Here is a 12,496-nt window from a genome sequence, read left to right on the forward strand (position 1 = left end):
AGGGCATACCGGAACCTTTGGGCTAGATCCAATAAACGCTTGGGGAGAGAATACCTCTACTTTTTCAGAAGCAATTCTGTCTAAGCAAGTAATCTCTGTGAACCAAGAATCCCCGTCTCTTTAGAGCGGGGAGTGTCAAATCGGTAAACGCTGAATATCTCGGTTAGAACCAATCACCACCATTGCTAAATCCTTGTGTAATCTTTCTTGGGGATTGGGGTTAATCTTGAATTTTTCCGCATTACCGACAGCGACAATATTTAACCCATAACGATTACGAATTTCTAACTCTGCTAGGGTTTTACCGTGAAAAGCTTCCGGGACTTTTAACTCGACAATACTATGTTCGGGATCGAGATCAAATCGTTCTAAAATTGATGGTCTAGTTAAACGGTGCGCTAACTCACAACCGGCATCGTATTCGGGAAAAACTACTAAATCTGCACCAACTTTTTTTAGTAATTTTCCATGGATTTCTGTGGAGGCTTTAGCGGCGACAAAATTAACCCCTGCTTCCTTACAATTGAGAGTAGTAATGATACTTTCTTCAACGTATTTACCAATAGCGACAATCACCGTATCAGTTTCAAAAATTCCCGCTTCTCGCAGGGCGTTAGGTTTGGTAGAATCAAGCTCGATCGCATTATCTACTATTCGATCAGATAACGCTTGTGCTACTAATCCTTCGTCAATATCTGTCGCTACCACTTGATAACCTTGTTTGCGTAAGGTTTCACAGACGGCGCGCCCAAATCTGCCTAATCCGATGACGGCAAATTGACGATTTTGGGGACGCATACTACTAAAAAATTTAATTGATTGCATAATTTTAAGTTAAACTGTTACGCATTTAAAATGCTAGTGTCAATGAGTAAGGAGACAGGAGAAACTGATAACTGATAACTGATAACTGATATTAATTATCCCACTAAAAGGTTTTCTTCGGGGTAATTAATCACTGTTGGTTTCGGATCGCCGATAATAGCCGCTATTAAAAGTATAACTCCTACCCGTCCCAGATACATCATAAAAACAATAATTAACTTAGAAATCGGCGATAAAGCGGCGGTTATACCCATAGATAAGCCGACAGTTCCAAAGGCAGAAACTACCTCAAAAAACAGTTGAATCATTTTAAAATCTGTCTCCACAAATGAGATAGCTAGGGTGGAGATAATAATCGCTATAACCGAACCAAAAACCACCGCCATTGACTTTAAAATTAACGGCATAGGAATGCGTCTTTGATAGAGAGTCACTTCTTCATGGCCTCTTAAAACCGAGCGAGTACAGTTATATAAAATCCTAAAAGTTGTGGTTTTAATACCTCCCCCTGTACCGCTAGGACTGGCTCCTATAAACATGAGAGCGATGGTAATTGATAAACCTTCTACGGAAATTTTCCCGATATCAATGGTATTAAATCCTGCTGTTCTCGATGTTACCGATTGGAACCAAGCAGCCAGCAATTTATCTTTAATTGATAAATTAGCCAAAGTGTCACCATTTCCCTGTTCAGTAAATAAAAAAGCCAATGTTCCCATCACTAATAAAAATATAGTTGTACTGATAGCAACTTTATAGTTAAGAGAAAAAACAAAGCCTTTTCTTTTATATCGAAAGCGGTGAATAGACCAAGTATAAAACTCGATAATTACTTGATAACCGATACCTCCAAAAATGATCAATCCTGTGATAGATAAGTTAATAATAATTGAGGATTGATAGGACATCAAGTTATCTTTAAACAAGCCAAAACCGGCATTATTCCAAGCACTAATACTATGGAATAAAGATAACCACACCGCATATCTAAAATCATACTTTTGGGCGAATACAGTTAACATAATCAAAGTTGCTGTTAACTCAAAAACTAGAGTAGTAGCAATCACTGATTTCATTAAACTTTGACTACCTTGTAGGAAAGGTCTATCAAAGGATTCTTGAATTGCTAACTTCTGTCTCAGGTCAAATTTTCGCCCAATTAATAACATTAAAAAAGTGGTAGTGGTCATATATCCCAGTCCACCCACTTGCACTAATAAAGCAATAAATAATTGACCCCAAAAAGAAAAATAAGTACCCGTATCTACTACTGCTAAACCGGTTACACAGACAGCAGAAGTGGAGGTGAAGAGGGCAACAATTGGGTCATTCCAAGTGCCGCTAGTGGTAGAAACAGGCAACATCAACAGGGAAGTTCCCGCTAAAATTACCGCAATAAATCCCAAGCAAATTGTCCGGGCAATCGTCATATAAATTCCTTAGTGAAAGTAGCTAAGAGAAGATTGTTGTTTGGCTAACACTTCTTGATAAACTAACTGTAAGTGATCGATATTTTTGCTGAGACTGTAAGATTCTAAAACTCTTTGACGGGCTTTTTGTCCTAAAATTGTTGTTAATTCGGGATGATCTCGTAATACGGGTAAGAGAGTTTTTAATTGGGTAATTAGTCCTTTAGTATCTAGAACTATTCCCGCACCTTTTAACACTTCCCCATCGGCCCCCACATCCGTAGCCATACAAGCAACACCGCAGGCCATCGCTTCCAAGAGGGAAATCGATAAACCTTCCACTAATGAGGGCAAAATAAAGCAGTCAACCCCGCGCAAAATTTCAATTCGTTTATTTTCATCGCCGATAAAACCTAACCAGATAATACCATCTTCTTCTCCATAAAAAGGTTTAAGGGAAGGAGTTAACGGACCATCACCAACAATGAGCAGTTTGCATCTATCACCTAAACTGGTTTTTTTCCAAGCTTTCAATAAAGATTCTACATTTTTCTCCGGCATGATCCGACCGAGATAAACAAATAAACAATCGGCATTATATTGAGCTTTAATATTCGAGGGACCTGGACAATACTTATTAACATCAACCCCATTGGGAATAATTGCTAATTTTTCTTCGGGAACCCCCAATTTAACTAAAAAATCCCGTTGAGAGGTGGAAAAAATAATTACTTTATCGTAATTAGCTAAAAAAGGAGCGTGTAGTTGGTAGGTTAATAATTGGGTACTAGAAATCAGATTGCGAATTTTACTATCAAAAGCCGGGTGAAAAGTCGCCACCAGAGGCAAATCTAAAGACTCACAAATTTCTGGTAGCAGAAAATCGAGGGGAGACAGGGGTAAGGACGCATGAACTAGATCGGGTTTCAGTTCCCTGAGTTTATCCTGTAGAACGCGACTCGATTTCAGGGTGGGAATAGTATAGACTTGGGAACTATAGAGACGTGGCAGGGTGATTTCGTCGTAAAAGTCAGGCCAATCGCCTACGGTGGGTTTTTCGGAAGAAAAATGCAGAAAACTGACTTGATAATCTCGATCAAGCAGAGAATTAGTCACTTCTCGCCCATAGGTAACGTTACCGCAAAAAGGAGATTTTTTTCCTAACCAGGCAATGTGCATTGAGATTCTCTTAAGAAAAAGTTAATTTAGCCAAATATTAGCTTACTAAATTAGCTGTAAAATTAAAAGCTAATAGAGTACCTAAGCAAAATTAATCACCCATCTAAGTCCTCAGCTAAAAATTGCCTTTTGCAAGAGTGCCTATCTCATAGTTAAAATTCTCGGCTTTTTACTCATTAGTCGAGGACTTGCGACGACGACAGCGTTCTGAACAGTATTTGACCTCATGCCAACAATTTTGCCACTTTTTGCGCCAAGTAAACGATAAACCGCAAACGGGACAAATTTTACTGGGAAGATCGGACTTCGAGGGCTGACGTGCCATGATTAAAATTAAAAAGTCAAAAACTGCGCCTTATCTATGAGTGTAGATGAAAATAATCAGAGTTCCCCGCTCGATCGCCTGAGAATTATTTTGGTTGAACCGGCCGGAGCCTTAAATGTGGGTTCCACTGCCAGAATTATGCGGAATATGGGCTTAAGTCGCTTAATTATCGTCAATGCTGCCTGTGATATCCTTGCAGAAGAAGCGCGACGCATGGCAGTACACGGGATTGAAGTCCTAGAAAACTGTTCACAGGTAGCCACCCTTGCGGAAGCTTTGCAGGGTTGTCATCGCATCATTGCCACCACCTCGAAACCCCGTCACCTGAATACTCCCCTCGAAACACCCCAGACTGCCTTACCCTGGTTACTCACCCCTAACCTGGAATCGGCCTTAATTTTCGGGCCAGAAGACCGGGGTTTAAGTAACAGCGAACTGAACCACGCCCAGCGTTTTGTCGGTATTCCCGCTAATCCTCAATATTCCTCCCTCAATCTCGCCCAAGCGGTGGCGGTTTGCTCCTACGAACTGTACCAAATGGCCACGGAAAATAGGCTCGAACCCCCGTTAGAAACGCCCCCTAATGCCACTTTTGAGGCTCTAGAAGGCTATTATCAGCACTTGGAGAGCTTTTTGCTCAAAATTGGCTATCTTTACCCCCACACCGCCGCCGCTAGGATGGAGAAATTCCGGCAATTTTATCATCGGGCCCGGCCCACGGTGGAGGAATTAGCCCTGCTGCGGGGCATTATCGGTCATATTGAAAGTATCGGGCAACTTTTTCTCGGTCTTGATAGTCTCAAGGGCAAGAAAAAAAATTCTCCTAGCGATCGATAATAAATCTGGATACCCTTGAGGAAAACCGTGACTCGTCAAGTAACTCGTCGTCCTACTAAAGTCCAATCTGGCCTTAATTCCCCTAGGTCCATGGACTCAAACAACAAAAAAAAGTCTTTACCGGTTAAAAAGGCAAAAAAACAGCGTAAAACTAACCTAATCGCTTCTTTTCTCCTTCAGGTTCTTCGCTTCTCTATCCTTGGTGTCGGTTTAGGTGCGATCGCTGGTACGGTTTTAACCGTGGTGGATCCGAGCAAATTACCCCTACATCCAAAACCCACCGCTACTAATTCCCCGACTCCCAAACCCGTCACCCCAAAACTGACCACGTTAGTTTTAAACGAAAATCTCAGCAGCCTTAACCAGAAATTACAAGCTTTAGCGGTCAAATATCCGAAATTACAGGCGGGAGCTTTATTTATTGACCTCGATAACGGTGCTTACGCTAATTTTCGCGGAGATACTATTTTTGCCGCCGCTAGTACGATTAAAATACCGATTCTGGTCGCCTTTTTTGAGGATGTGGACGCGGGGAAAATTCGTCTCGATGAAACCTTTGTGGCCACTAAGGATGTCATGGCCAGTGGGTCCGGGGATATGCAGTATTTAGGAGTGAATAAAACCTATACTGCCCTAGAAACCGCCACTAAAATGAACGTAATTAGCGATAATACCGCTACTAATATGTTAATTAAGCGGATGGGCGGCAAAGAGGCTCTTAATCGGCGTTTTCAAGCTTGGGGTTTGACCAGTACGGTAATTAATAACGCTTTACCCGACTTGGAAGGAACCAATACCACAAGTCCGAGAGATTTGGTGACAATCTTAGGAAAAGTTAATCAAGGGGAATTACTCAGTTTACGTTCCCGCGATCGTCTATTGAATATTATGCAGGAAACGCGCACTCGCACCCTCCTACCGCAAGGTATCGAGAAATCCGCCGATATTGCCCATAAAACCGGTGATATTGGCTCGATGTTAGCGGATGCGGGGATTATTGATATGCCCAACGGGAAACGCTATCTAGGAGCAGTGATGGTGAAACGTCCCCACAATGATAGCAACGCTAGGACTCTGATTCAACAAATATCGCGCACGGCCTACCAACACTTTAAATGGTATCAAACTCAACCCGCAGCCAAACCGCAACCGGTCGCCCAATCTTCTCCCTCTCCTAGTCCGGTCGTTATTCCTGGTCCGGGTAATTAGCCCCTAGGTTAAATTATTGGCTAAAAGACGGGCCAATTGTTCGGCATTTGCCCGGGGGGAAAGACGAGGAAGGATTTTTTCCCCCTTGGCCAGTTTTTGACAGAGGACGGGGATTTCGTACTGATAAGCGTTAAACCAATCCTCTCGACTGGTAATGTCCCTAATTTCTAACTGCCACTCCGGTTGACGGATTTTTTCTAGTTTCTCTAGCAACCCTTCGCAAAGATGACAGTCCGGTTTACTGTATAAAATTAGTTCTATGGTAGTCATAAATATTTATGTTCATTACCTCCACGATTAGTCTCTCATCAACAATTCTACAAACTCCCACACCCACACCGACTTTAAATAATAATTTAGTTAATTCGGGTACTCAAGATCTAGTCTATATCGGTGTGTTTCTTCTGGCAATTAGCCTAGTCATTGTTATTGGTATTTTCAGTAAAAAAATTGAATACGCTCTCATTTTTGCCGCCACTCTCACTGTTATTTTAATTGCTTTCTTCTGGTTTTTATAAGTCCTTCAACGAAGGGGATTGAGGTCATGGTATTCTGACTTCTCCAACCGACTCCTAACCCCACCAACAAACTTTTTCAGCACACCCTATATACAAGCAAAACGATCGGACTTATAATATAATTGTATTGATTGTGGCTTGTTGCTAGAATCACCCCAAATTGACTCAATGGGTTTATAAACGATGACAACCCTAGATATTGCTACCGATATTGTCTGTCCTCCCACCGATTTATGGAGTGATGAACCACCCGTGGAAAGTGATCTGCATTTACAACAAATTATTTTATTATTATCTTGTCTTGATTGGCTCTGGCAAGATAGAAACGATTACTATGTCTCGGGCAATTTGACCATATATTATAACGAAAGGCAACTGAAACAGCGAGATTTTTGTGGACCAGATTTTTTCTTGGTTTTAGATACGGAAAAACGTCCTAGAAAAAGTTGGGTTGTCTGGGGAGAAGGGGGTAAATATCCCAATGTAATCATCGAAATTCTCTCCGATTCCACCGCTAATGTGGACAGAAAAGCTAAAAAGGAACTATATCAGCATACTTTCCGGACTCCTGAATATTTTTGGTTTGATCCCAATACTTTAGAATGGCAAGGATTCACTTTAATCGAGGGACAATACCAACCGATTACCCCCAATGAAAACGGTTATTTATGGAGTAAGCAACTAGGATTATATTTAGGAATTTTTGCCAATAAATTGCGCTATTTCACCGAATCGGGCGAATTGGTTCCCACCCCTCAAGAGTCGGCCCGACAGGAAAGATTAGCCAAAGAACAGGAAAGATTAGCCAAAGAACAGGAAAGATTAGCCAAAGAAAGAGAACAACGACGGGCGGAAAAATTAGCCCAAAAGCTGCGAGAATTGGGCATTAATCCCGATGAAATTGCTTAAATATCCGGTTGGGTGTGTTAGGGCAGCCCAACTCACCCCGGCAGTCCAGCCATAAATACTTATGATTTCTCAGGGAATTATAACAATTATTAAATAATGTGTAGTTTTGTATACCGATGCCAAGAACTTAGCTACAATATCAAGTGGCGTAAGATATATAGAGATTAGCTTGTGAGTCGGCATCAAGACAGTCAAACTGACCGGAAACGAGAAGAAACACAGTTCACTCCTTACAGTGCAGAAGCGATCGCTCAACAATACCGTTACAAACCTTGGCAATTGTTCGGTCGCGCTTTCGTGATTATTTGGTCTTTAGGATTATTTCTCCTCAGTCTCCTCTGGGACAAATGGACAAAGCAAGAAGAAGCCAATAAATACCGGCGTGCCAGCGAACTTAGGCAAATTCTCACCCGTTTAGGTCCCACCTTCATCAAAGTCGGTCAAGCTCTCTCTACCCGTCCCGACCTCGTTCGCAGAGACTTTTTAGACGAATTAGTTAAACTGCAAGACCAACTTCCCCCCTTCGATAACGACATTGCTTTTGCCATTATCGAGACAGAATTGGGAATGTCCGTAGAAAAAGCCTATCGAGAAATATCCCCCACCCCGGTGGCTGCCGCTAGTTTAGGACAGGTTTACAAAGCGATACTCCCCACCGGTGAAGAAGTAGCCGTTAAAGTGCAAAGACCCGGGCTGCGGGCGCTTTTAAGCCTCGATTTATACCTAATGCGCTGGGCTGCCCAAAAATTCGGTCGTTTATTACCCCTCAATCTCGGCCACGACCTCACCCTGATTGTCGATGAATTCGGCACCAAACTCTTTGAGGAAATCGACTATCAAAACGAAGGTCGCAACGCTGAAAAATTCGCCACCAACTTCCAAAATAACCCCGAAGTTAAAGTTCCCAGTATCTACTGGCGTTATAGTGGTCGCCGCGTCCTTACCCTGGAATGGATTGATGGCTATAAACTCACCGATACCGAGAACATCAAAGCTTTAGGATTGGACCCCAATAATATCGTTAAAATCGGCGTAACCTCTGGATTACAGCAACTCCTCGAACACGGCTTTTTCCATGCTGACCCGCACCCGGGTAATCTTTTCGCCACCTTTGATGGTCGCATGGCCTATATCGATTTTGGCATGATGGACCAGTTAGAGGAGGAAACTAAAGAAACCCTCGCTAGTTGCGTCGTCGATTTAATTAACAAAGACTACGAAAACCTGGCCGCCAACTTTGTCAAACTGGGATTTTTAACCCCAGAAACGGATATAAAACCAATTATTCCGGCTCTAGAACGGGTTTTAGGCAATGCCATCGGTCAAAGGGTCGGTGACTTCAATTTCCGCACCATTACCGATGATTTCTCCGAATTGATGTACGAGTATCCCTTCCGGATTCCCGCCAAATTCGCCCTGATTATTCGTTCCCTCGTCACCCAAGAAGGGGCAGCCCTCACCCTCGATCCTAACTTCAAAATCGTCCAAGTGGCCTATCCCTACGTCGCTAAACGTCTCCTGACCGGGGAATCGCCGCAACTGCGCCGGCGTTTACTGGATGTCCTGTTCAAAGACGGTAAATTCCAGTGGCAACGCCTAGAAAACATGATTACAATGGCTCGCTCGGAAAGTAACTTCGATTTACTGCCCACCGCGCAATTAGGCATCACTTTTCTTCTCTCGGAAGAAGGTCGTTATCTGCGTCGTCAATTGCTATTAGCTTTAACGGAAGATGACCGTCTCCATACCGCCGAAGTACAACGTCTCTGGGGTTTAATCCAAGGAGAATTGCAACCGCGGCGACTCTTGGATGTGGCCATGAGCGCTTTTCGGGAATTATCTGCCCAAGGTGTGGCCGCTGTCCTTCCGGGAGAAACCAGTTCGCGTTAAAGTGTTTAAGGTCATCATCGGTTAATCACTTTTTCTATGGATTATTATTTTCTGCCCCAACCGCCCTATTTTCTAGTTTTTGCCGGTTTATTTATCGGTATTACCTGCGGGGCCGCTTTTGAAGCTAGTCTCAAGCAAGTGGTTAACAATTGGTATAAAAATAAGGGTTCAGACGATCAAAATCTTTTAAAATCCAGTTCCTTACAAATTCCTTTTATCGGTATTTGTGTAGGAATCTGTCTTTTCCTCGCCTCGGGATTAGATATATTTATTCTCAATGGTTGGGTTGCCTACGCTATCTCTCTCCCCATGACTATCTTTATCGGTGGTTTGGTTTGGAGTCAGTTAGGGGAATTATTAGGCCAATTACAGCGCGGCGGTTCTAAAGAAATTGACCTCGATTATCGGGGATAATTAGGAGACAGCCAACATTTAGGACTAAGAGAATAGGTGTTAGCAGATAGGAAAGATCAACTACCCCACAACTAACACCAAACCCTTATTTATACCCAATTTACCAGCTATTTTGTCCCGCGATTTTAGATGCAAAAACCTTTAGCATGGCATTGGCGATCTCTTCCTCTACATCAGCGCACTGGTTCTGAGGTTTTTGCCTGTTTATTCTCCCAAGATGCGATCGCTACTTTACTAGAAAGTCCCTATCCGGGTAATTCCCTCTCCCGTTACTCTCTTTGTGCTGGTTCCCCGCGTCAGTTTTGGACCCCCGCACTAGGGGAAATTTTGCCCTTTTTAAGCAGTTTACTCCCCCAAACCCGATCCGATGTTCTTCCCGATCATCTTCCCTTCCATGGCGGTTGGTTGGGGTGGTTAGGCTACGATTTAGCTTGGGAAATAGAAAAATTACCCAGCACGAAAGCTGATAATCTCCCTTTTCCCGTCGCTTATTGGTACGAACCGGACAGTTTTGCTGTTCTCGATCACCAAGCACAAATTCTCTGGTTAGCTGCCACTAAACCCGAAGATTTAGATAAATACGAACAATCTTTAAGCAATCACCCCGATTTTGAGTTGATCGATCCCCATCCCTCTCCCTTAATCTTTTATACTTCTCAACTCGACTACGAAAAAGCTGTTAAAAAAGCCTTAGATTATATCAGAAAAGGCGATATTTTTCAAGCAAATTTATCCCTAAGATTTCAAAGCACAACTAAGGCAAAAGGATGGCAAATTTATCGCAGTTTACAACAGATTAACCCTTCTCCTTTTGCCAGTTATTGGCGCACCCCTTGGGGCGAAATGATTAGTTGTTCTCCCGAAAGATTGGTGAAATTAGCAAGAGGAATAGCCAGCACTAGACCAATCGCTGGAACCCGTCCCCGGGGTAAAACTGAGGCACTCGATCGACAATTGGCCGAGGAACTATTAACTAATAAAAAAGAACGCGCCGAGCATATTATGCTAGTGGATCTAGAACGTAATGATCTGGGTAGAGTTTGTGAATGGGGATCGGTTGATGTTGATGAATTACTGACGATCGAGCGTTATAGTCACGTTATGCACTTGGTCAGTAATGTTCAAGGAAAATTAGATAAAAAGTATCATGCTATTGATTTAATTAAAGCTCTTTTCCCGGGGGGAACAATTACCGGTTGTCCGAAAGTTCGTTGTCTAGAAATTATCGAAGAATTGGAACCGGTGCGACGCAATTTATTCTATGGTTCCTGTGGCTATATTGACCTACGGGGTCATTTAGATTTGAATATTCTCATCCGTACCCTATTAATGACTGCTCAAGGGAATTTAAACACCGTTTGGGGACAAGTGGGAGCGGGAATAGTTGCCGATAGCGATCCCGAAAAAGAATGGTTAGAATCCCTTCATAAAGCTGAGGCACAATTAATCGCTTTACGTTCTTTTTAATTTTTGATTTCAACAAACTAACCTATTGTTGCATCTAAAACCGCTCTTTTTACTTTTTACTTTAAGTAGCTGGTTATAATTAAATTGAAGATGGATTTTGGGTTCGATCCCCCCGGCCCCCCTTAATAAGGGGGGTGCCGATAGGCGGGGGGATCTGAAAGTTTTTAACACCTACCTACTTATCTGCTATTTTGTAGGATAGCTTCCGATCTTGAACCCTATTCATGAATCAAATTTCTATCGCAGTTACTTTTTTTCTTAGTTTAGTCTTGACCTCCCTTCCCTTTTTACTTTTCGGGGCAGCCGTTTCCAGTTTTTTGCTGGTTTTCGTCAATAAACAGCGATTAGCGGCGATATTTCCCCGTAATCGACTGTTAGGAGCGATCGTTGGCAGTGCCATCGGATTAATCCTACCGGTCGGACAATACGGCACGATTCCCGTCGCTAGAAGATTCTTATTAGAGGGAGTACCCCCAGGGGTGGTGTTTAGCTTTCTCACCGCTGCACCTACCCTAAATATCGTCACTCTTTGGCTAACTTGGCAGACTTTCACCTATTCTAGTATTTTCTTCTATCGATCGCTTTCGGTCTGGTTAATGGCAATTGTTATCGGTACTCTCTTTAGTTTCTATCGGGAAAAACCCCGCACCGATAGCGAAATTCCCCTAGAATCAAGTTTAGTTCTTTCCGGTAGTTTTTTACCTGAGGAAGCAGCCGGTCAACCCCTACAAAGAGTCGGCAATCTTGTTTATGAGTATAAAACTAGAGATAGGCAAGCTTGGCCAATTTCTCTGCAGCTATTTCTCGATAACTTTATCGATGAAGCACTGGAATTAGGGGGATTATTAATTATTGGCTGTGCGATCGCTAGTGTCTTTCAGCTATTATTACCTCAGAGTCAATTAATTGCCTGGGGGAATACTCCCGTTACTCAAATTCTCGTGCAGTTGTTTTTTGGTTTCACCCTCGCTGTTAATGCCAGTCTTAGCACTTTTGTCCCCGGTTCTTTAATTACTAATCTCTCTGTGGGTTCCACTCTCGCTTTTTTACTGGTCGCTTCCCTCATTGATATTAAAGCTTTTATCCTCCTCCTATCAGCTTTCCGTCCTAAAATCGTCCTTTATTTCGGAATTTTATGCCTGTTAATGACTTTTTTAGTGGCTCTGATCCTCAGTTTTTATCTAGGTTGAATTCCTTCTGGGTCAGAAAAATTTTCTCTTGACAAAAGCGACTTGACATGATATTATATTCATAATGGAAAATCCGTGCGTATGCAGACGCTATTTTCCCATGGTCTTAACTATGATTGATGTGATTATGTGATTGACTATGATTGGTTCATTCAATCAATCTTCATCTCTAATCCACTAAGATTAGGCATTTACTTTTCAGAAACTCTTAACTAGCTCCCTAATCATAGTCCATCATTAATTTTTGCCGTCTAACTACGTTTTACTAAATCTGGATGTTGTCAAATTTTCTCTTGACAACATCCTCTTGACATGACATTATAT

Annotated in this window: 13 protein-coding genes; 8 read left to right on the forward strand and 5 right to left on the reverse strand. The window is 42.4% G+C overall.

What is annotated here, in order from left to right:
- Nucleotides 1-135 precede the first annotated feature (135 nt).
- From IM479_RS08745 to IM479_RS08760, 4 genes are all read right to left on the reverse strand, one after another.
- The gene (locus tag IM479_RS08745; RefSeq protein WP_061432893.1) at nt 136-825 is read right to left on the reverse strand and encodes a potassium channel family protein; all 690 of its coding nucleotides are present in this window, start codon (nt 823-825) and stop codon (nt 136-138) included.
- Nucleotides 826-920: 95 nt separating this feature from the next.
- A complete protein-coding gene (locus tag IM479_RS08750) occupies nt 921-2,255 on the reverse strand; it encodes a TrkH family potassium uptake protein (RefSeq protein ID WP_287684166.1) in 1,335 nt (444 codons plus the stop codon).
- A 9-nt stretch (nt 2,256-2,264) separates the two neighbouring features.
- A complete protein-coding gene (locus IM479_RS08755; protein ID WP_287684165.1) occupies nt 2,265-3,413 on the reverse strand; it encodes a glycosyltransferase family 4 protein in 1,149 nt (382 codons plus the stop codon).
- 169 nt (nt 3,414-3,582) lie between these two features.
- Complete coding sequence (locus IM479_RS08760) at nt 3,583-3,738, reverse strand: DUF2256 domain-containing protein (protein WP_158198517.1); 156 nt, start codon at nt 3,736-3,738, stop codon at nt 3,583-3,585.
- A gap of 36 nt (nt 3,739-3,774) precedes the next feature.
- Between IM479_RS08760 and IM479_RS08765 the strand changes: the two genes are divergently transcribed.
- Nucleotides 3,775-4,575 carry an RNA methyltransferase gene (locus IM479_RS08765; RefSeq protein ID WP_286825702.1) on the forward strand — a complete coding sequence of 267 codons (801 nt, stop codon included), beginning with the start codon at nt 3,775-3,777 and terminating at the stop codon, nt 4,573-4,575.
- Between the two features lie 27 nt (nt 4,576-4,602).
- Entirely contained in the window at nt 4,603-5,784 is a 1,182-nt protein-coding gene (locus tag IM479_RS08770; RefSeq protein WP_287684163.1) for a serine hydrolase, read from the forward strand.
- Nucleotides 5,785-5,787: 3 nt separating this feature from the next.
- Here IM479_RS08770 and IM479_RS08775 read toward each other — a convergent pair whose 3' ends face one another.
- Nucleotides 5,788-6,054: a glutaredoxin family protein gene (locus IM479_RS08775; protein ID WP_286825700.1), complete on the reverse strand. Its 267-nt coding sequence runs from the start codon at nt 6,052-6,054 to the stop codon at nt 5,788-5,790.
- Between the two features lie 8 nt (nt 6,055-6,062).
- On the opposite strand from IM479_RS08775, the gene IM479_RS08780 reads away from it, so the two are divergent.
- From IM479_RS08780 to IM479_RS08805, 6 genes are all read left to right on the forward strand, one after another.
- On the forward strand, nt 6,063-6,302 hold the full coding sequence (locus tag IM479_RS08780) for a hypothetical protein (protein WP_287684162.1): 240 nt from the start codon (nt 6,063-6,065) through the stop codon (nt 6,300-6,302).
- A gap of 183 nt (nt 6,303-6,485) precedes the next feature.
- Nucleotides 6,486-7,211 (forward strand): Uma2 family endonuclease, encoded by a 726-nt coding sequence (locus tag IM479_RS08785; RefSeq protein ID WP_287684160.1) that lies wholly within the window; start codon nt 6,486-6,488, stop codon nt 7,209-7,211.
- A gap of 171 nt (nt 7,212-7,382) precedes the next feature.
- Nucleotides 7,383-9,101 carry an ABC1 kinase family protein gene (locus IM479_RS08790; RefSeq protein ID WP_287684158.1) on the forward strand — a complete coding sequence of 573 codons (1,719 nt, stop codon included), beginning with the start codon at nt 7,383-7,385 and terminating at the stop codon, nt 9,099-9,101.
- A 36-nt stretch (nt 9,102-9,137) separates the two neighbouring features.
- Entirely contained in the window at nt 9,138-9,515 is a 378-nt protein-coding gene (locus IM479_RS08795) for a hypothetical protein (protein ID WP_002734118.1), read from the forward strand.
- Between the two features lie 129 nt (nt 9,516-9,644).
- Nucleotides 9,645-10,982: an anthranilate synthase component I gene (locus IM479_RS08800; RefSeq protein ID WP_287684156.1), complete on the forward strand. Its 1,338-nt coding sequence runs from the start codon at nt 9,645-9,647 to the stop codon at nt 10,980-10,982.
- A 224-nt stretch (nt 10,983-11,206) separates the two neighbouring features.
- Entirely contained in the window at nt 11,207-12,172 is a 966-nt protein-coding gene (locus IM479_RS08805) for a permease (RefSeq protein ID WP_287672029.1), read from the forward strand.
- The last annotated feature ends 324 nt before the right edge of the window (nt 12,173-12,496 follow it).

The organism is Microcystis sp. M165S2 (assembly GCF_020245885.1).
In the GTDB taxonomy this organism is placed as follows: Bacteria; Cyanobacteriota; Cyanobacteriia; order Cyanobacteriales; family Microcystaceae; genus Microcystis.

Coding starts and splice junctions, on each gene's coding strand:
- IM479_RS08745 (WP_061432893.1), bottom strand. CDS start 825: ATGCAATCAATTAAATTTTTTAGTAGTATGCGTCCCCAAAATCGTCAA.
- IM479_RS08750 (WP_287684166.1), bottom strand. CDS start 2,255: ATGACGATTGCCCGGACAATTTGCTTGGGATTTATTGCGGTAATTTTA.
- IM479_RS08755 (WP_287684165.1), bottom strand. CDS start 3,413: ATGCACATTGCCTGGTTAGGAAAAAAATCTCCTTTTTGCGGTAACGTT.
- IM479_RS08760 (WP_158198517.1), bottom strand. CDS start 3,738: ATGGCACGTCAGCCCTCGAAGTCCGATCTTCCCAGTAAAATTTGTCCC.
- IM479_RS08765 (WP_286825702.1), top strand. CDS start 3,775: ATGAGTGTAGATGAAAATAATCAGAGTTCCCCGCTCGATCGCCTGAGA.
- IM479_RS08775 (WP_286825700.1), bottom strand. CDS start 6,054: ATGACTACCATAGAACTAATTTTATACAGTAAACCGGACTGTCATCTT.
- IM479_RS08780 (WP_287684162.1), top strand. CDS start 6,063: ATGTTCATTACCTCCACGATTAGTCTCTCATCAACAATTCTACAAACT.
- IM479_RS08785 (WP_287684160.1), top strand. CDS start 6,486: ATGACAACCCTAGATATTGCTACCGATATTGTCTGTCCTCCCACCGAT.
- IM479_RS08795 (WP_002734118.1), top strand. CDS start 9,138: ATGGATTATTATTTTCTGCCCCAACCGCCCTATTTTCTAGTTTTTGCC.
- IM479_RS08800 (WP_287684156.1), top strand. CDS start 9,645: ATGCAAAAACCTTTAGCATGGCATTGGCGATCTCTTCCTCTACATCAG.
- IM479_RS08805 (WP_287672029.1), top strand. CDS start 11,207: ATGAATCAAATTTCTATCGCAGTTACTTTTTTTCTTAGTTTAGTCTTG.